The sequence below is a fragment of the Bradyrhizobium sp. DOA9 genome, from assembly GCF_000617845.2.
Lineage (GTDB): Bacteria > Pseudomonadota > Alphaproteobacteria > Rhizobiales > Xanthobacteraceae > Bradyrhizobium.
This window is the reverse complement of record NZ_DF820425.1, coordinates 2,131,693-2,149,354: the sequence shown is the minus strand read 5'-3', so window position 1 is coordinate 2,149,354 and position 17,662 is coordinate 2,131,693. Positions and strand designations below refer to the sequence as shown.

Genomic DNA, 17,662 nt, shown 5'->3' with positions numbered 1-17,662 from the left:
CATGCTAAGGGCTGCGCCAATTCGCCTCCCCTTGCCCTGCCCGGTTCCGCCGGGACGATGGACTCCTGAGATGACCGCGACTGCCACCTCAAATGCTGCGGGCTCCGCCGCCTGGGCGGATACGCTGCTCTTGTCGTTCGCGCAGGCCGGCTATGTCAGGGCCGAGCCTGCCATCCTGCAGCCGGCCGAGCCGTTCCTGGACCTCTCCGGCGAGGACATCCGCAAGAGCCTGTACCTGACCACGGACCTTTCCGGCGAGGAGCTCTGCCTGCGCCCGGACCTGACCATTCCTGTTGCGCGCGATTATCTCGCCTCGGGGCGCGCCGGCCAGCCGGCAGGGTTCAGCTATCTCGGTCCGGTGTTCCGCTACCGCAGCGGCCAGACCCGTGAATTCCTCCAGGCCGGCATCGAATCGTTCGCCCGTCAGGATCGCGCCGCGGCCGATGCCGAGATGCTGGCGCTGGGGCTGGAGGCGACGGCCGCCTTCGGCGTCCGCGACGTCGAGATCCGCACCGGCGATGTCGCCTTGTTCAATGCGCTGCTCGACGCGCTCAATCTCTATCCGGTCTGGCGCCGCCGGCTGGTCAAGGATTTCAACCGCAAGATCAGCCTGGAGCAGGATCTGGAGCGGCTGGCGGCCGCGACCAAAGCGACGCGCAGCGAATATGAGGGCGTGCTGGCGGCCCTTGCCGGCTCCGACCGCAAGGCGGCGCTCGCCTTCGTCACCGATCTGATGTCGATCGCCGGCACCACCAATGTCGGCGGCCGCACCACGGCCGAGATCGCCGACCGCTTCCTCGAGCAATCGACGCTGAAGGGCGGCGCGCTGCCGCGCGAGGCGATCGCGGTGCTCAAGCGCTTCCTGTCGATTTCGGGCAATCCCGACGAGGCCATCGCCGAGCTGCGCGCACTCACGACCGACGCGAAGCTCGATCTCGCCCAAGCGATCGATCAGTTCGAGAGCCGGGTCGGCTTCATGGCCGCGCGCGGCATCGACGTGAAGCAGACGCGCTTCTCGACCGCGTTCGGGCGCGGGCTCGATTATTACACCGGCTTCGAATTCGAGCTGCATCACAGGGGCAACGGCGCCGAGCCGCTGGTCGCCGGCGGCCGCTATGACGGGCTGATGACCCAGCTCGGATCAGCCGCGCCGATTCCCGCGGTCGGCTTCTCGGTCTGGGTGGACGCGCTGAACCGGATCGGCCGCAAGGTGGGAGCTTAAGCCATGAGCGCGCCATTCGTTCTGGCCGTTCCCTCCAAGGGCCGGCTGCAGGAAAACACCGAGGCCTTCTTTGCCCGTGCCGGCCTCAAGCTGTCGAAGGCCGGCGGCGCCCGCGACTACCGCGGCACCATTGCGGGCCTCGACAATGTCGAGGTCGCCTATCTCTCGGCGAGCGAGATCGCCGCGCAGCTGTCGCGCGGCTTCGCGCATTTCGGCGTCACCGGCGAAGATCTCGTGCGCGAGAACATCGCCGATGCCGACAGGCGCGTGTCGCTGATCGACGGGCTCGGCTTCGGCTATGCCGACGTCGTGGTCGCTGTGCCGCAGGCCTGGATCGACGTCCGCACCATGGCCGACCTCGACGACGTCACCACCGGCTTCCGCGAGCAGCACCACATGCGGATGCGGGTCGCGACCAAGTTCGTCAACCTCACCCGCGGCTTCTTCCAGGCTCACGGCATCACCGATTACCGCATCGTCGAAAGCGCGGGCGCCACCGAAGGCGCGCCGGCGGCCGGCAGCGCCGAGCTGATCGTCGACATCACGACGACCGGCGCGACGCTCGCCGCCAACGGGTTGCGGGTGCTCGACGACGGCGTGATCCTGCGCAGCCAGGCCAATCTGGTGGCCGCCAGGGAGGCCGACTGGTCGCCGCAGGCGCGCGAGACGGCGCGTGTCATTCTCGATCACATCGCCGCAAGGGCAAGGGCCAATAAATACCGTGAGGTCCGCACCCGCTTCCGGCAATGCGATGCCGCCCTGCTCGGCGAAGCCCACAGCCGGTTCGGCGTGGAGGCCCCGTTCGGCGGTCCGACCTCGTCAGGAATGCTGACGCTGCACTGCCCACCGGGACAGCTCTACGCGCTGGCGAGCTTCCTGCGCGAGCATGGCGCCGAGACCGTCTCGGTGGTCTCGCTCGACTACGTGTTCGACCGGGAGAACCCGCTGTTCGCCAGGCTTGAGGCGTTCCTGCGGCAGTGAACCCGAAGTTCGAGCAGCTCCGTTCAGCGTAGCGACAGCAAACGGCTGCTACCATATGCTGTTGAGAAGACCTAAACGCCTCTGGAACCTTGATCGATGACGCTGGGCTCTGACGTTTCCGGCATGACGACCACAGCAAGCAACGCCGCAGCGAAGGGGCTGTCGATCGTCATCCCCGTCTATAACGAAGCGGCGGGCCTCGTCGCCCTGCACCAGCGCATCTGCGATCTCGCCAGGACGCTGCGGCAGCGCTATCGCCTGTCTTGCGAGGTCGTCTATGTCGACGACGGCAGCAAGGATGCGACGCTCTCCATCGCGCGGTCATTGCCGGCCGACGCCATCGACGTTCAGGTGGTGTCGCTGTCGCGCAATTTCGGCAAGGAGGCGGCGCTGATGGCGGGCCTCGACCATGCCCGGCTCGGCGCCGTCATGTTCATGGACGGCGACGGCCAGCATCCGCCGGCGCTGGTCGAACAGCTGGTGCGGCACTGGATCGACGACGGCTATGACGTCGTCTACACCGCCAAGGCGCATCGCGACAACGAGACCTTCCTGCGCCGCGTCTTGGTGCGCGGCTTCTACGCGCTGATCAATTGGGGCGCCCGCCAGAAGATTCCGGAGGACGCCGGCGATTTCCGCCTGCTCTCCCCGCGCGCGGTCGCTGCGCTGAGGCAGCTGCCGGAACGCAACCGCTTCTTCAAGGGCCTCGCCAGCTGGATCGGCTTCCGCCAGATTCGCGTCGACTACGAGCCCGCCGCGCGCGCCCACGGCGTCACCACCTTCAACGCCGCAAGCCTGCTCGGCCTGTCGATCGAGGGCCTGACCTCGTTTTCGGTTGCACCCCTGCGCTTCGCCAGCCTGCTCGGCGTCATTCTCGCCGGCGGCGCCTTCCTGTTCGGCCTTTCGATCCTCTGGGAAGTGTTCACGACCGGCAAGCAGGTGCCCGGCTATCCCTCGCTCGTCATCGGCCTGATGACGATCGGCGGCGTGCAGCTCATCATGATCGGAATCGTCGGCGAATATATCGGCAAGATCCTCTCGGAGCTGAAGGCGCGGCCGATCTATTTCGTCGCCGAGCACAGCGAAAAGCACTTCGAGACCGACAAGGCCGACGCCGACGCCAAGAGGACGGCGGCCGAATGAGCGCGGCCGCGGACCTGCGGCGGATCTGGCTCTGCGCCGACGATTACGGCATCAGCCCGGGGGTCAACCGCGCCATCCGCGACCTGATCGAACGCGGCCGCCTCAACGCCACCTCGGTGATGATGGTGGGGTCCGCGATCGCGCGCAGCGACATCGAGGCGCTGCAGGCTTCGGCAACACAAAGCCCGCGTTGCGCGATCGGATTGCACGTGACGCTGTCGGCGCCGTTCCGGCCGCTCACCATGCATTTCCGCCCCCTGGACGGCGACATGTTCATGGCCTTCCCCAAACTGCTGCGCGCCGGATTGATGCGCCGGCTCGACCGTGAATTCATCCGCAACGAGGTGAAGGCGCAGCTGGCCGCCTTCATGGACGCGTTCGGACGCGCCCCCGACTTCGTCGACGGTCACCAGCATGTGCAGCTCTACCCGCAGGTGCGCGACGGCTTCGTCGATGCGGTGGTCGAGGCTGCGCCAAACGCCTGGGTGCGCCAGGGCGGCCGCGACCTGCCGCTGCGGCAGCGGCTGGCCTCCCCGAAGGCGCTGGTGCTCGACAGTCTCAGCGCGCAATTCCGCCGCCGCGCCGGCAGCGCCGGCCTGAGCTTCAACCCGGGCTTCGCCGGCGCCTATGATTTTTCGCGCGCCGCCGATTTCGGCGCACTGATGCGCCAATTCCTGGAAGGCCTCCCCGACGGCGGCCTCGTGATGTGCCATCCCGGCTTCGTCGACGATGTCCTCGCCAGCCTCGATCCCATGACCGACGTCCGCGAGCGCGAGCACGCCTATCTCGCAGGCGATGCCTTCGCGCGCCTGCTGGCGGATAGCAACGTGACATTGGGATGAACGGGCCAAAAGCGTGCCAGAGGCAGCTTGTCGCATACCGAAATTTAATCCGACCGGCACTGTTGGGGCCATAATGGAACCCTACATCTCCTCCGCGCTTGGTTTGGCGCGAAGGAGACAGATCATGACGCCGCAGGAACGCCAGCTCGTCGACGACCTTTTCGACCGGCTTTCAAAGCTGGAAAACGCACCGCGCGATCCCGATGCGATCGCCGCGATCTCCGACGGCCTGCGCAAGGCGCCGGGCGCCGTCTACGCGCTGGTGCAGACCACGCTGGTCCAGGACGAAGCGCTGAAGCGCGCCAATGCCCGCATCCAGGAGCTGGAAGCGGCCCACGCGCCCGAGCAGGCGCAGTCCGGCGGCTTCCTCGACACCATGCGCGATACGCTGTTCGGATCGAGCCCCTCGCGCGGCTCGGTTCCGAATGTGCCGCAGCGTGAGCAGCGGCCGGCCTGGAACACCGGACAAGCGATGCCGCAGACCCAGCCGGGCTATGGCGGTCCGCCTCCGTATGGGCAGGCCTACGGCCAAGGTCAGGGTTTTGGCGCTCCGCCGGTCGGCGGTGGCGGCGGCTCGTTCCTCGGCACGGCCGCGGCAGCTGCTGCCGGCGTGGTCGGCGGCTCGCTGCTGCTCTCGAGCATCCGCGGCATGATGGGCGGATCGCACCAGCAGGGTTTTGGCGACGCCAACGCGCTCGGCGACCGCAGTGCCGGTGGAAGTCCCTGGGGCGGCAGCGGCGATCAGGCCGGCGGCTCGCTGGCGCGCGATGCCGGCCTCGACGACATCGGCGCGAACCGGGAGTCCCGTCAAGGCTTCTTCGACCAGGCCTCGAACGACCGCGACAACAACGACCAGAACTACGGCAACGATCACGACGACAGCTTCGACACCGCCGACAACAGCGATTTCGGCGACGACGACGGCGGCAGCGATTACGCGTGAGGTCGCCCGATAGCCGCGCAAGTAAGGACGGCCGCCCAAATGGCGGCCGTCTTCATTTTCAAACTCTTGCCCATGACCTCTTCCTTCTCCCCTTGTGGGAGAAGGTGGCGCGAAGCGCCGGATGAGGGGTCTCTATCCACACGGCAAGAGCTGCGTACGTGGAGAGATACCCTTCACCCGGCTTCGCTTTCAGCGAAGCCACCGTTTCCCACAAGGGAAGAGGGTAAAGAGAGCATCACATCACCACGACCTTGGTGCCGACATTGACGCGGCCGTAAAGGTCGATGACGTCCTCGTTGCGCATGCGGATGCAGCCGGAGGAGACGTTGGTGCCGATGGTCCAGGGCTCGTTGGAGCCGTGGATCCGATAAAGCGTCGATCCCAGATACATCGCGCGGGCCCCGAGCGGATTTTCCGGGCCGCCTTCCATGTGCCTGGGAAGATCGGGCCGGCGCGCGAGCATTTCCGCCGGCGGCGTCCAGGCCGGCCATTCGCGCTTGGCGGTGATCGATTTCACGCCGGACCAGGTGAAGCCGGGACGGCCGACGCCGATGCCGTAACGCATTGCCCGGCCGTTGCCCTCGACGAGATAGAGGAACTTGTTCGGCGTATCGACCACGATCGTGCCGGGACTTTCCTTGCCGCCATAGTCAACGATTTGTTTCTCGAATTTCGGATCGAACGGACGCTGCCGCGGATCGACCTCCTGCTGGAGAGACGCGCCCTGCTGATAGCCGCCTTGTTGATACCCACCCTGCATCTGCGGCTCGCCGATCGGCGGCAGGCGCCGCTGGTCGTAATAGCCCGGCTGCTGCTGATACACCGGCTGCTCCGGCGCGTAGGCCGGGCCGCGGCCGGGGCCGTCGCCGAACAGGAATTCGATGAAGCCGCCGCCCATGTTGGCATTGGACGCGACGCGCACCGGCGCCGGCGGCACGCGCGGCTGGTACAGCACCGCGGGCGGATCGTTCGGCACTCTGTTGTCGAAGGCGCCGGCGTCGTTCGCGCCGGCCATGAAGGTGCAAGCGCTGCCGAGCAGCGCGACAGACATTTTCTTGAACATCGACGTACTCTGTACTGTTTCGTCTAGATCACATGCGTCGTGGAGAGCCGGTGGCTGATCCGCGCTCTTGGACGTGGTCAATAAAGAGCAAAAGCCGTTTCGTTTGGTAAACGGAAAGGGCGTTTCGATTCACCACGTCGCGAGCGCGACTGCAATTTGGCGATCAGCGTTTATTTTCGATGAACGCCGCGCGGCCATGGTTAATCGCTTCTTTGCGCCGCGTCGCGCGACGCCGCACAACAGTTCCGGTTGTGAACTTCGTGTTAAATCGCTTCTGCCTACAAAGACGCGTGAGTGAGGTGGGGGGAGTATCCTGATGGCTGTTCACCGCAAGCGTTTTCGCGTCGAAGATATCGTCGGTGGCGAGATGCCCATTGTAGACGTAACCGAAGAGGCTCCCCCGATGCATAGCGAGATCATGGCCGAGCTGCGCGCGATCCGCGCCCAGATGGCGAAGGGCCTCGTCGCGCCCCCGCTGTCCGGCAGCGCCGCCATGGCGGCGATCGACGCCTCGACCGCGCACGAGCTTGCCGAAGCGCGCACCATGCTCGAGACCTACCGGGCGCAGATCGAGCAGTGCGAGAAGCTGAAGGTCGAGCTCGACCTCATCCACGACGCCATCGACCGCACCAAGCGCGAGATCGCGACGCTGCACGGCAAGAGCTTCGACGGCGGCGAGATGGCCAAGGTCAACGGCGAGCTCGGCGCGGTGGTCGGCGGCACCGAGCAGGCCACCCAGCAGATCCTCGAAGCCGCGGAATCGATCGACCAGGCCGCCAGCGCGATGTCCAAGGTGGATTCGGTCGACCAGCAGAAGCGCCTTGCCGACGACATCCAGGAACGCGTCATCTCGATCTTCGAAGCCTGCAACTTCCAGGACCTGACCGGCCAGCGCATCAGCAAGGTCATGACCACCATGAAGTTCATCGAGCAGCACATCAATGCGATGATGGAGATCTGGGGCGGCGTCGACGCGATCAAGTCCCATGTGCCCGCGCCGGTCGACAACCGCAGCGAGGACGAGAAGCTCCTCAACGGCCCCAAGCTCGCCGGCGACGTCGGCCACGCCTCGCAGGACGACATCGACGCGCTGTTCGACTGAGCGGGGGCGTACGGAAAAAGCAAAACGCCGGCCTTGGGGCCGGCGTTTTTTGTTTTCTCGTCATTGCGAGGAGCCCGCGACAAAATTGCGAAGCAATTTTTTCGCTGGCGACGAAGCAATCCAGGCTGTCTCCACGGAGGCAGTCTGGATTGCTTCGCTACGCTCGCAATGACGAGAGGTTAGTCCGGAGGCTGCCTCAAGCCCTCGGCGCGCAGCGGACGTAGACCATGTTGCCGTAACGGGTGGCGGCGTCCTTGTCGATGAAGCGGGTGATCATGACGCGACCGTCGAAGGAGACGATCTCGCGGTCCTGCTCGCCGGGGGTCGGGCCGGCCGGTCCGATGTAGTTCTTGCCGCTCGGCGAGCCCTTCAGCCGCAGCTCCTGCGGCGTCGCCTGGTCGGCGAGATGCATGATCACGCCGCCGGAGGAGCCGGCGGTGATCACGTAGGGGTTCCTGCATTGCTCGCGCGCCATCTTCTCGGTGCGGGCGCGGTCGGCCGGGTTCTGGAACGAGGCGAGACCCCAGCGGCCGACGATCTCGTCGGCGCGGATGGTGGCCGGCATTTCGGGAGCGACGCCCGGTTCGGTCTCCGGCGGAGGCGGGGACGACGTGAGGGACGGCAGGTTGAAGCCGCCGCCGCAGGCGCCCAGCAGCAGCGCCAAACAAGAAGCGGCCGCCAGATTGGCAACCGTGCGCGCGTGAGCCGAACTGATCATGGCATTCCCCCGAACAAGACCATGGCCGCACCCCTCCCGCAGCCAAGCGCAAAAAAGCTGCCGGAGCAATGACGTCGTTCTGTAAGCCGGCGCCCCGAGCGAGTTTCCAATGCCACCATCCTATATCCGCCTCAACAACCGCTTAACCACCTTTGCTTGACAGGATCGCGGCCAAGCCATATTTCCGGACCCACTATTAGCACTCGGAAAGCCCGATTGCTAAGCGCGCCGTTCGATCCTCGACGAGAGGTCGGACGGAAGCGCCGCCCCACCGACCCCACTACTTCCGAAGCGAGCCTCCAAAGGGAAACGTCATGGCTAAATCCAAATTTCGTCCGCTGCATGACCGTGTCGTGGTCAAACGTATCGACGCCGAGGAAAAGACCAAGGGCGGCATCATCATTCCGGACACCGCCAAGGAGAAGCCGTCCCAGGGCGAGGTCGTCGCCGTCGGCCCCGGCGGCCGCGACGAGACCGGCAAGCTGATCCCGATCGACCTCAAGGTCGGCGACCGCGTGCTGTTCGGCAAATGGTCGGGCACCGAGGTCAAGATCGACAACGAAGAGCTCCTGATCATGAAGGAGTCGGACATCATGGGCGTGCTGGCCTAAGGCCATTCGCCTGAACGGCCGCTGAATGTCGTGCCCGGATCCAGGCGATCCGGGCATCCATCGTTCCGCCGCACGGCACAAGACAACACACATCACGTAACACGAGGGATTGCAGACCATGGCTGCCAAAGACGTCAAGTTTTCCGGAGACGCGCGCGATCGCATGCTGCGCGGCGTCGACATTCTCGCCAACGCCGTCAAGGTGACGCTCGGCCCCAAGGGCCGCAACGTCGTCATCGAGAAGAGCTTCGGCGCCCCCCGCATCACCAAGGACGGCGTCACCGTCGCCAAGGAGATCGAGCTCGAGGACAAGTTCGAGAACATGGGCGCCCAGATGGTGCGTGAGGTCGCCTCCAAGACCAACGACCTCGCCGGCGACGGCACCACCACCGCGACCGTGCTGGCCCAGGCGATCGTGCGCGAAGGCGCCAAGGCGGTCGCCGCCGGCATGAACCCGATGGACCTCAAGCGCGGGATCGACACCGCGGTGGCCGCCGTCATCAAGGACATCGAGAAGCGCGCCAAGCCGGTCGCCGCCTCCTCCGAGGTCGCCCAGGTCGGCACCATCTCCGCCAACGGCGATGCCGCCATCGGCAAGATGATCGCCCAGGCGATGCAGAAGGTCGGCAACGAGGGCGTCATCACCGTCGAGGAGAACAAGTCGCTCGAGACCGAGGTCGACATCGTCGAGGGCATGAAGTTCGACCGCGGCTATCTCAGCCCCTACTTCGTCACCAACGCCGAGAAGATGACCGCCGAGCTCGAGGACGCCTACATCCTCCTGCACGAGAAGAAGCTCTCGGGCCTGCAGGCCATGCTGCCGGTGCTGGAAGCCGTGGTGCAGTCGGGCAAGCCGCTCGTCATCATCGCCGAGGACGTCGAGGGCGAGGCGCTGGCCACCCTCGTCGTCAACCGGCTCCGTGGCGGCCTGAAGGTGGCCGCGGTGAAGGCGCCGGGCTTCGGTGACCGCCGCAAGGCCATGCTGGAGGACATCGCGATCCTGACCGGCGGCCAGCTGATCTCCGAGGAGCTCGGCATCAAGCTCGAGAACGTCACGGTGAAGATGCTCGGCCGCGCCAAGAAGGTGGTGATCGACAAGGAGAACACCACGATCGTCAACGGCGCCGGCAAGAAGCCCGACATCGAGGCCCGGGTCGGCCAGATCAAGGCGCAGATCGAGGAGACCACCTCGGATTACGACCGCGAGAAGCTGCAGGAGCGCCTCGCCAAGCTCGCCGGCGGCGTCGCGGTGATCCGCGTCGGCGGTGCCACCGAGATCGAGGTCAAGGAGAAGAAGGACCGCGTCGAGGACGCGCTCAACGCCACCCGCGCCGCGGTGCAGGAAGGCATCGTCCCCGGCGGCGGCGTCGCGCTGCTCCGCGCCAAGAAGGCGGTCGGCCGTCTCACCAACGCCAATGACGACGTCCAGGCCGGCATCAACATCGTGCTGAAGGCGCTGGAAGCCCCGATCCGGCAGATCTCCGAGAACGCCGGCGTGGAAGGCTCGATCGTGGTCGGCAAGATCCTGGAGAACAAGTCCGAGACCTTCGGCTTCGACGCCCAGAACGAGGACTATGTCGACATGGTCGAGAAGGGCATCATCGATCCCGCCAAGGTGGTGCGCACCGCGCTGCAGGACGCCTCCTCCGTGGCCGGCCTCTTGGTGACCACCGAAGCCATGGTCGCCGAGCTGCCGAAGAAGGAAGCTCCGCCCGCCATGCCCCCGGGCGGCGGCATGGGCGGCTTCTGAGCCTTCCGTTCCGTGACAGGTTGCGAAGGCCGCCTCCGGGCGGCCTTCTTTTTTGCCGACCCTGCCGGCTTCGGTTTCCGATTCAACCAGCGGCCAAAACCCACTACGGTGGCGCGCCGATTCGATTGTTTGGGCATGATCCTCCCGGAAAACCGCTTCACACTTTTCCGGATCACGCCCGTTGCGCGAGGATGTCATCGATGCGTGCGCTTCTGGTTTGTTCGACGGTCGTTCTGGCCTTGCTCGCCGTTCCGCCGCAGGCCTTCGCCCAGATGAAACTGTCGCCGAAGGCGACCGCGCCGGGCGGACCCGAGACGCGCTACTTCACCTCGATCGACGGGCTGATGGACGGCAATGCCGACGTGATCCTGAAGGAGACGCGCCAGGGCAAGACGCTGACCGCGGCGGTGCTCGACGTCTGCTATCCCATCGCGAAGAACTCCGACCGCAAGGACCGCTTCGTCGTCAACCTCCAGGTCGCGGGCCAGACACTGACCGGATCGACGCAGAGCGTTGGCGAGAAGTCGCCGGTCAACGTCAAGCTGACGCGCAAGCAGTCCGGCGACACGGTCGAATTCCGCGGCCAGATCGCGATCGGCCAGACGGTGACCGAGGTCACCTCGCCGGACAATTCCGATCTCAGCGAAAAGGAATTCCTGGACAGTCAGACCTCCGACGACGGCATCACGCCGCAGCCGAAGGATTTCACCGACGTCTCGCCGGAAGCGATCGCGGTCAAGGTCAAGCTCGACGCCGCGACCGACTTCCTGAAGAGCCTGAAGGGCCAGGAGATCGAAGTGACGCTGGCGAGCCTCACTGTCGGCTGCGACGCGCTGCGCGCGGGCGAGCAGACCATCACCATGTCGGTCGATCCCGAGCGTGCCGGCGCGCTGCTGGCCAAGTTCAAGGCGATGCCCGGCGTCACGGCCGCAGGCTGGACCGCGGGCATGACCGAGATGGACCGCACCATCCGCTTTCCCGCGGCGGACTGGCGCGAGGGCGACAAGATCAACAAGGGCAAGCTGGCAAATGCGGTCGCGAACGTGCTGAGCAGGACGCTCGCGGCAAAGCCGGTCTCGCAGAACTTCAACCCGGCCACCGGCAAGCTCAAGCTGGTGTTCAAGCGGCCGAACCAGGATCATCCGGCGCTCGAGCTCACCGACACGATCGAGGTCGCGGGCCTCGTCTCACCCGACAAGCCGGGCACCACCGACAAGCTCATGCTCTGGATCGGCAGCCCGGCGACGACGACGGCCGACGAGGGCAGCGGGGCCAGGCTCAATCTGTCCGACGATGCCAGCGCGGACGAAGAGGGCGATCTGCCCGACGACAACGGCTCGATCGAGGCGCTCGTCAAGGAGCTGAAGGGCCAGCGCTGGGACGCCGACAGGTCGGTGTGGAAGTAGGCTCTCGTGCCCCGGACGCAGCGCGAACGCGCTGCAGAGCCGGGGCCCAGAGGCCACACACGCGATTGCAAAATAGAGTCTGGGTCCCGGCTCTGCGGAGCGTCACTTCGTGCCGCACCGCGTCCGGGACACGAGAGCGCTGCTTGCGATTCTAATTCCCCGTCGTCCTGAAGCGCAGCGGCTTCGGGCCGATCAGCGTCAGCACGTCGCCCTGGCGCTTCCAGGTCTCGACGCTGCCGAGGGCCGCGACGAGCTCGTCGTCGGCCTGCGCTCTCGCCGGCGGACAATTGCGGTCCTGGATCTGGCCGGGGACGAAGATCACGGTGTTGCCGGCGACGGAGAACTGGCCCTTGCCGCCCTTGCACCAGAGCTCCAGCACGACCTCGCCATTGTCGCCGATCTCGATGTTGGGGATCCGCTTCGAGCCTGCCTGCGGCAACGCCTCCAGCGTCATCTCGGTCCCGAACGGAAACCCCTCCTGGGCGCGCGCGAGCGTGGCCATCGCGAGCATTGCAACCGCCGCACACAGCAAGCGCAGAAGCGAAACCATGAGACCTCTCACCTGATTTGCGGCACCTTCTATAGGACAGCCGTGCCGTTGAGAAGGTTCGCGGAAGGTGCAAAAGATCCCCGCGGGGGCGAACCTCGCGGGGATTTGTGGACGCGGCCAGTCTGCTACTTCAGGACCAGTGCCGTGAAAGGCCAGACATAGGCCTGCAACGTCACCAGCACGCCGACGAGGCACGCCAGCACGATCGAGTGCCAGAACACGAAGCGCAGGATGGTGCCCTCATGGCCGTACCAATTGGTGGCGGTCGAGGCGACCACGATCGACTGCGCGTCGATCATCTTGCCCATCACGCCGCCGGAGGAGTTCGCCGCCGCCATCAGCACCGGCGACAGGCCGAGCTGCTCGGAGGTGATCTTCTGCAGGTTGCCGAACAGCACGTTGGAGGCGGTATCCGATCCGGTCAGCGCCACGCCGAGCCAGCCGAGCAGCGTGCCGAAGAAGGGATAGAGCACGCCGGTGGCGGCGAACGCCAACCCAAGCGTCGCGTCGACGCCGGACAGGCGCGTCAAGGTACCGATCGCGAGCATCGCCGAGATCGTGATCAGCGAGATCGCGCAGAGCCGGATGGTGCGGCCATATTGGATCAAAAGCTTGCCGGGACCGACGCCCATCAACAGACCGGAGATGATCGCGGCGACCAGCATGCCCGTGCCGGTGAAGGACAGGTAGGTGAAGGCGAACACCGCACTCTCCTTCGTCGGCCCCGGCGCGACCGGCGGCATCTTGTTGATCATCTGGTGCAGCTCGGGAACGGGATAGTTCCAGACGAAGATCGCGTTCGCCCAGGACTTGAAGGCGCCGTTGCCCCAGACCAGCATCACGACGCAGACGATGATCCACGGCAACAGCGCGCTGAACAGCTCGCTCTGCGTCAGCGGCGTCTTGTCGAGCGGTCTCGCCGCGGCCATCGTGGCGGCCGATTCGTCGCGGCCGCGCAGCGCCGGCGACAGCCAGAGCTGCCTCGGCTGCCACACCTTCAGGAACAGGATCAGCGCGCCCATCGAGATCAGCGACGCCCCGATGTCGACGATCCAGGGATTGATGTGGTTCGAGATCACGTATTGCGGGACCGCGAACGACACGCCGGTGACGAGGATCGCCGGCCAGACGTCCTTCATGCCCCTCCAGCCCGCGAACGCCCACACCACCCAGAACGGCACGATCAGCGAGAAGAACGGCAATTGCCGTCCGACCATGGCGCCGAGGATGTAGGGATCGAGGCCGGTGACCGAGGCGAGGCCCTGGATCGGCGTGCCCAGCGCGCCATAGGCGACCGGCGCGGTGTTGGCGATCAGCGACAGGCCGGAAGCCGCGAGCGGCGAGAAGCCGAGCCCGATCAGCACCGCACCCGTGATCGCGACCGGCGTGCCGAAGCCCGAGGCGCCCTCGAAGAACGCGCCGAACGAGAACGCGATCAGCAGCAATTGCAGCCGCCGGTCCTCGGTGACGCCGCCGACCGCGCGCTTGAGCAGCTCGAAACGCCCGGTGGTCACCGTGATCTGGTAGAGGAAGATGACGTTGAGAACGATCCAGCCGATCGGGAAGAACCCGGTGACGATGCCCAGCACCGAAGCGCGGATCGACATGTTCGCCGGCATGGTGAAGACGAAGATCGTGATCAGGTTGGTCACGATCACGGCGATGACGGCTGCGATATGCGCCTGGACGCGGCCGCTCGCGATCAAAACCAGCAGCGTGACGACGGGCACCGCCGCCGCGATCGTCGACAGCACCGGGCTGTGCAGCGGATCATAAATCTGATTCCACATAGTCTTCCTCCCCACGCATGTTGCGGCAGGCGGCCCGCGTGGAGAGCCGGTCCTGCTTGACGCCGGAAGCGATAGCCCCCGCGTTGGACGTGAATTCCTTGCGAATGCTGCGGTTCCCGGCCGCTCACAAGGTCGCGAAATCCCGGAGCACCTGCCCCGCGCCATCGAACCCCATGCTAGGGTTGCTGGCTGCGACAATCCAACGCAAATTGCAGACCTTGCGACTTTAGTCTAGGTGCGCCTGTTTCCGCCGTTGCCTCAAGTGTTTGGCTCCGGGCATTTATGCACATCCCCCAAGGAGACCCCGCTCTGTGAAGAACATCAGCGCCACGCTCGCGATCGTCTGGCGAATCGCCATCCCTTATTTCCGTTCCGAGGACAAATGGGCCGGCCGCGGCCTGCTCGCCGCGGTGGTCGTGATGGAGCTGGCACTGGTCGCGATCGACGTGCTGGTGAACCAGTGGCAGAACCGGTTCTACAGCGCGCTCCAGAACAGCGACTGGGACGCGTTCGTCACGCAGATCTGGATCTTCGTCGCGCTGGCCTCGACCTATATCGCGCTGGCCGCCTACAAGCTGTACCTGAACCAATGGCTCCAGATCCGCTGGCGGCAATGGCTGACGCGGCACTATCTCGGCGAGTGGCTGCAGGGCTCGACGCATTACCGCATGCAGCTCAAGGGCGATGCGGCCGACAACCCGGACCAGCGCATCACCGAGGACGTCAAGAACTTCGTCGAGCAGACGCTGACCATCGGGCTCGGCCTGCTGTCGTCGATCGTGACGCTGTTCTCCTTCGTGATCATCCTTTGGGGCCTTTCCAACGCCGCGCCGCTGCGCCTGTTCGGCACCGATCTCGTGATCCCCGGCTATCTCTGCTGGGGCGCGTTGATCTACGCGATCTTCGGCACCGCGCTGACGCACTGGATCGGCTCGCCGCTGGTCAACCTCAACTTCGAGCAGCAGCGCTATGAAGCCGACTTCCGCTTCAATCTCGTCCGCGTGCGCGAGAATTCCGAGCAGATCGCGCTGCTCAGGGGTGAAAGCGCCGAACGCGCCCGCCTGCTGGACCGCTTCGGCTTCGTGATCGCCAATTGGTACGGCATCATGAGCCGGACCAAGCGTCTCACCGCGTTCACGGCCAGCTACCAGCAGGCCGCGGTGTTGTTTCCCTACGTGCTGGTGGCGCCGGCCTTCTTTGCGAAGAAGATCCAGCTCGGCGACATGATGCAGACCGCTTCCGCCTTCTCCAGCGTTCAAGGCGCGCTGTCGTTCTTCGTCACGGCTTACCGGGCGCTGGCGGAATGGCGCTCGATCGTTGCCCGTCTCGACGGCTTCGAGATGTCGGTCGCCTCGGCGGTCAATCTGCCGGCACATGAGCCTGCCATCGCACTGGAGGTCGCCGGCCGCCATATCGACCTCGCGCAGCTCTGCGTGAACCTGCCCAACGGCACGCCGCTGGTGGCCGCCAAGGCCTTCACGGTTGAGGCCTCGGAGCGCGTGCTGATGACCGGACCGTCCGGCTCCGGCAAGTCCACGCTGTTCCGGGCCATCGCCGGCATCTGGCCGTTCGGCACCGGCACGGTTGTCATCCCGGAGAAGGCGAAGCTGATGATGCTGCCGCAGCGACCCTATTTCCCGGTCGGCATGTTGCGCGATGCCGTGGTCTATCCGGCAGCGTCCGGCGCGTTCGAGCCCGCGCAGATCCGCGAGGCCCTGCTCGCGGTCGGGCTGCCCGATCTCGCCGAGCGGCTTGACGAGGACGGCCACTGGAACCGAATGCTCTCACTGGGCGAGCAGCAGCGTCTCGGGCTTGCGCGCGCGCTGCTGCATGCGCCGGACTATCTGTTCCTGGACGAAGCCACCGCCTCGCTCGACGAGCCGTCGGAAGCCCGGCTCTACCGGTTGCTGGCCGAGAAGCTGCCGCAGGCCACCATCGTCTCGATCGGCCACCGCTCGACGCTCGAGGCCTTCCACACCCGCAAGGTGACACTGGTGAAGGACGGTGCGATCCATGTCGTCGGCGGCGAGCGCGCTGCGGCGGAGCCGAGCGCCGCGCGCTGAGGCGCAAGGGCTCCCTCGCCGGCCGTCGGTCGAAAGAACCGGATGGGCGGCCTCTGGTCGAAGGGAGGCCCCAACTCGGGCCTCGTCATTGCGAGGAGCTCTTGCGACGAAGCAATCCAGACTGCCTCGGCAGATAGACCCTGGATTGCTTCGCTGCGCTCGCAATGACGGAGTGTGAGGCAGCGGCGCCGCTCCCGGCTCGCATGTCGAGCCGCAGACGCAGCTTTGTAATCTCTTGGCCAGCCCCGCCCCAAAGCAAAAGGGCGGCAGGTTGCCCTGCCGCCCTCGCGAAGTCGTTCCGGAAGAGACTTACTTCAGGTTGGTCATCGCCGTCAGGTCGAACGAGAGCTTGGCCACGCCGGCCGCGCTGCACCAGTTGGAGCCGAAGCCGCCCGGGTTGATGGGGGTGAAGCTGCCGTCGAACTTGGCGGTGTGATCGCTGGTGAAGGCGTTGCAGTCGCCCTTGTTCATGTCGGTGTCGTAGTAGCGCAGATCGAGCGTGAACACCTTGTAGGTGAAGCCTACGCCGACGTTCCAGGTGTTGTAGCTCGGCTCCTTGATGCCGTTCGCGTACACCGGATCACCCGCGATGCCGTAGAAGATGTCGGAAGTGCCGAGCCACTGCCGGCCGAACTCACCCGACACGTACATGCCGACGCCGCTGGCGCCAAAGGTCGTGCTCGGCGCGGTCCACTTGGCGGTGATCGAGGCGTAATTGCCCCAGGCGCCGAGGTTCAGGAAGTTCGGCGAGTAGTACTCGTTGAAGCCGACCGTCCACTGGTCGTTGATGGCGACGTTCAGCTTGGCATAGGCTTCGTAGAAGCTCGCGTTCTTCTTGGCGAAGTTGCCGTTGATGGGAAGGCCGATCGCGCCCTGCGAATAATCGATGTCGCCGCCGCAATTGCCCTGCGCCAGGGTGCCCTGCGAGCCGAAGCATTGTCCGCCCGGATAGAGGTAGCCCCAGAGGCCGAAGTCGAAGGCGAACATACCGAAGGTCGGGCGGACACCGGCGTAGAAATCGACTTCCGCCGCAGCGCGGTTCGCGAAGGAGATGCTCGAGGCGGACGTACCGATGTAGAGCTGGAGATCCTTGTTGACGTTGTAGCGCGGCTCGAAATAGGCCGTGACCGCCGGCTTATGGTTCGACTGGGTGATGCCGCGGAAGATGTAATCGCTCATGATGCCGCCGCCGAAGGCGATATCCCAGGGATCGAACGCCGGGGGCGGCGGAGCCTTCAATGCCTTCACGCGCAGATCTGCCGCGAACGCGGATCCCGTCGTCACCATCGCCAGCGCCGTTGCCAACAAAGCCACTTTTTTCATTTCGGTCCCCATCTACCCGTTCTTACTTAGCAGTCGCCCCCGGAAGCCCCCCGGGGCATGCGGCCTACCTGCAAAATTGCGTCACTGCGGCAATTTGGATCGCTGGAACGGAACGGTGAAGCAAAAAGCGCGGGCATCTGCCGACTTTTTAGGCG

Annotated in this window: 15 protein-coding genes; 10 read left to right on the top strand and 5 right to left on the bottom strand. The window is 65.6% G+C overall.

Going from position 1 to position 17,662, the window contains the following annotated elements; all coding sequences use genetic code 11:
• Nucleotides 1-70: 70 nt before the first annotated feature.
• The 5 genes from BDOA9_RS09940 to BDOA9_RS09920 all read left to right on the top strand — a co-directional run bounded on the left by BDOA9_RS09940 (nucleotide 71) and on the right by BDOA9_RS09920 (nucleotide 5,131).
• On the top strand, nucleotides 71-1,222 hold the full coding sequence (locus BDOA9_RS09940) for an ATP phosphoribosyltransferase regulatory subunit (protein WP_025033787.1): 1,152 nt from the start codon (nucleotides 71-73) through the stop codon (nucleotides 1,220-1,222).
• A 3-nt stretch (nucleotides 1,223-1,225) separates the two neighbouring features.
• Entirely contained in the window at nucleotides 1,226-2,203 is a 978-nt protein-coding gene (gene hisG, locus BDOA9_RS09935) for an ATP phosphoribosyltransferase (RefSeq protein WP_025033786.1), read from the top strand.
• A gap of 96 nt (nucleotides 2,204-2,299) precedes the next feature.
• Nucleotides 2,300-3,346: a glycosyltransferase family 2 protein gene (locus tag BDOA9_RS09930; protein WP_025033785.1), complete on the top strand. Its 1,047-nt coding sequence runs from the start codon at nucleotides 2,300-2,302 to the stop codon at nucleotides 3,344-3,346.
• Nucleotides 3,343-4,188, top strand: a complete 846-nt coding sequence (locus tag BDOA9_RS09925; RefSeq protein WP_025033784.1) for a ChbG/HpnK family deacetylase — start codon at nucleotides 3,343-3,345, stop codon at nucleotides 4,186-4,188. Before BDOA9_RS09930 ends, BDOA9_RS09925 begins: the two co-directional genes overlap by 4 nt.
• A 124-nt stretch (nucleotides 4,189-4,312) precedes the next feature.
• Nucleotides 4,313-5,131 carry a DUF2076 domain-containing protein gene (locus tag BDOA9_RS09920; protein ID WP_025033783.1) on the top strand — a complete coding sequence of 273 codons (819 nt, stop codon included), beginning with the start codon at nucleotides 4,313-4,315 and terminating at the stop codon, nucleotides 5,129-5,131.
• A gap of 235 nt (nucleotides 5,132-5,366) precedes the next feature.
• Here the strand turns inward: BDOA9_RS09920 and BDOA9_RS09915 are convergent, their stop codons facing one another.
• The gene (locus tag BDOA9_RS09915; protein WP_025033782.1) at nucleotides 5,367-6,194 is read right to left on the bottom strand and encodes a L,D-transpeptidase; all 828 of its coding nucleotides are present in this window, start codon (nucleotides 6,192-6,194) and stop codon (nucleotides 5,367-5,369) included.
• A gap of 316 nt (nucleotides 6,195-6,510) precedes the next feature.
• On the opposite strand from BDOA9_RS09915, the gene BDOA9_RS09910 reads away from it, so the two are divergent.
• Nucleotides 6,511-7,296: a protein phosphatase CheZ gene (locus BDOA9_RS09910; protein ID WP_025033781.1), complete on the top strand. Its 786-nt coding sequence runs from the start codon at nucleotides 6,511-6,513 to the stop codon at nucleotides 7,294-7,296.
• Between the two features lie 196 nt (nucleotides 7,297-7,492).
• Here the strand turns inward: BDOA9_RS09910 and BDOA9_RS09905 are convergent, their stop codons facing one another.
• Nucleotides 7,493-8,014, bottom strand: a complete 522-nt coding sequence (locus BDOA9_RS09905; RefSeq protein WP_025033780.1) for a hypothetical protein — start codon at nucleotides 8,012-8,014, stop codon at nucleotides 7,493-7,495.
• A 314-nt stretch (nucleotides 8,015-8,328) separates the two neighbouring features.
• Between BDOA9_RS09905 and BDOA9_RS09900 the strand changes: the two genes are divergently transcribed.
• The 3 genes from BDOA9_RS09900 to BDOA9_RS09890 all read left to right on the top strand — a co-directional run bounded on the left by BDOA9_RS09900 (nucleotide 8,329) and on the right by BDOA9_RS09890 (nucleotide 11,781).
• A complete protein-coding gene (locus BDOA9_RS09900; RefSeq protein WP_025033779.1) occupies nucleotides 8,329-8,625 on the top strand; it encodes a co-chaperone GroES in 297 nt (98 codons plus the stop codon).
• Between the two features lie 118 nt (nucleotides 8,626-8,743).
• Nucleotides 8,744-10,375 carry a chaperonin GroEL gene (groL, locus tag BDOA9_RS09895; protein ID WP_025033778.1) on the top strand — a complete coding sequence of 544 codons (1,632 nt, stop codon included), beginning with the start codon at nucleotides 8,744-8,746 and terminating at the stop codon, nucleotides 10,373-10,375.
• Nucleotides 10,376-10,575: 200 nt separating this feature from the next.
• Nucleotides 10,576-11,781: a hypothetical protein gene (locus BDOA9_RS09890; protein WP_025033777.1), complete on the top strand. Its 1,206-nt coding sequence runs from the start codon at nucleotides 10,576-10,578 to the stop codon at nucleotides 11,779-11,781.
• A gap of 151 nt (nucleotides 11,782-11,932) precedes the next feature.
• Here BDOA9_RS09890 and BDOA9_RS09885 read toward each other — a convergent pair whose 3' ends face one another.
• Nucleotides 11,933-12,331: an META domain-containing protein gene (locus BDOA9_RS09885; protein WP_025033776.1), complete on the bottom strand. Its 399-nt coding sequence runs from the start codon at nucleotides 12,329-12,331 to the stop codon at nucleotides 11,933-11,935.
• A gap of 125 nt (nucleotides 12,332-12,456) precedes the next feature.
• Nucleotides 12,457-14,121, bottom strand: coding sequence for an L-lactate permease (locus BDOA9_RS09880; protein WP_025033775.1), 1,665 nt, complete (start codon nucleotides 14,119-14,121; stop codon nucleotides 12,457-12,459).
• 311 nt (nucleotides 14,122-14,432) lie between these two features.
• Here BDOA9_RS09880 and BDOA9_RS09870 point away from each other — a divergent pair, with 311 nt between their 5' ends.
• Complete coding sequence (locus tag BDOA9_RS09870) at nucleotides 14,433-16,184, top strand: ABC transporter ATP-binding protein/permease (RefSeq protein ID WP_025033773.1); 1,752 nt, start codon at nucleotides 14,433-14,435, stop codon at nucleotides 16,182-16,184.
• A gap of 309 nt (nucleotides 16,185-16,493) precedes the next feature.
• On the opposite strand, the gene BDOA9_RS09865 is transcribed toward BDOA9_RS09870, so the two are convergent.
• Nucleotides 16,494-17,507 carry a TorF family putative porin gene (locus tag BDOA9_RS09865; RefSeq protein ID WP_025033772.1) on the bottom strand — a complete coding sequence of 338 codons (1,014 nt, stop codon included), beginning with the start codon at nucleotides 17,505-17,507 and terminating at the stop codon, nucleotides 16,494-16,496.
• Nucleotides 17,508-17,662: the final 155 nt, after the last annotated feature.

Bases quoted from the DNA above. Each gene is read 5' to 3' on its own strand.
- BDOA9_RS09940 (WP_025033787.1), top strand. From the start codon at position 71: ATGACCGCGACTGCCACCTCAAATGCTGCGGGCTCCGCCGCCTGGGCG.
- hisG (WP_025033786.1), top strand. From the start codon at position 1,226: ATGAGCGCGCCATTCGTTCTGGCCGTTCCCTCCAAGGGCCGGCTGCAG.
- BDOA9_RS09930 (WP_025033785.1), top strand. From the start codon at position 2,300: ATGACGCTGGGCTCTGACGTTTCCGGCATGACGACCACAGCAAGCAAC.
- BDOA9_RS09925 (WP_025033784.1), top strand. From the start codon at position 3,343: ATGAGCGCGGCCGCGGACCTGCGGCGGATCTGGCTCTGCGCCGACGAT.
- BDOA9_RS09920 (WP_025033783.1), top strand. From the start codon at position 4,313: ATGACGCCGCAGGAACGCCAGCTCGTCGACGACCTTTTCGACCGGCTT.
- BDOA9_RS09915 (WP_025033782.1), bottom strand. From the start codon at position 6,194: ATGTTCAAGAAAATGTCTGTCGCGCTGCTCGGCAGCGCTTGCACCTTC.
- BDOA9_RS09910 (WP_025033781.1), top strand. From the start codon at position 6,511: ATGGCTGTTCACCGCAAGCGTTTTCGCGTCGAAGATATCGTCGGTGGC.
- BDOA9_RS09905 (WP_025033780.1), bottom strand. From the start codon at position 8,014: ATGATCAGTTCGGCTCACGCGCGCACGGTTGCCAATCTGGCGGCCGCT.
- BDOA9_RS09900 (WP_025033779.1), top strand. From the start codon at position 8,329: ATGGCTAAATCCAAATTTCGTCCGCTGCATGACCGTGTCGTGGTCAAA.
- groL (WP_025033778.1), top strand. From the start codon at position 8,744: ATGGCTGCCAAAGACGTCAAGTTTTCCGGAGACGCGCGCGATCGCATG.
- BDOA9_RS09890 (WP_025033777.1), top strand. From the start codon at position 10,576: ATGCGTGCGCTTCTGGTTTGTTCGACGGTCGTTCTGGCCTTGCTCGCC.
- BDOA9_RS09885 (WP_025033776.1), bottom strand. From the start codon at position 12,331: ATGGTTTCGCTTCTGCGCTTGCTGTGTGCGGCGGTTGCAATGCTCGCG.
- BDOA9_RS09880 (WP_025033775.1), bottom strand. From the start codon at position 14,121: ATGTGGAATCAGATTTATGATCCGCTGCACAGCCCGGTGCTGTCGACG.
- BDOA9_RS09865 (WP_025033772.1), bottom strand. From the start codon at position 17,507: ATGAAAAAAGTGGCTTTGTTGGCAACGGCGCTGGCGATGGTGACGACG.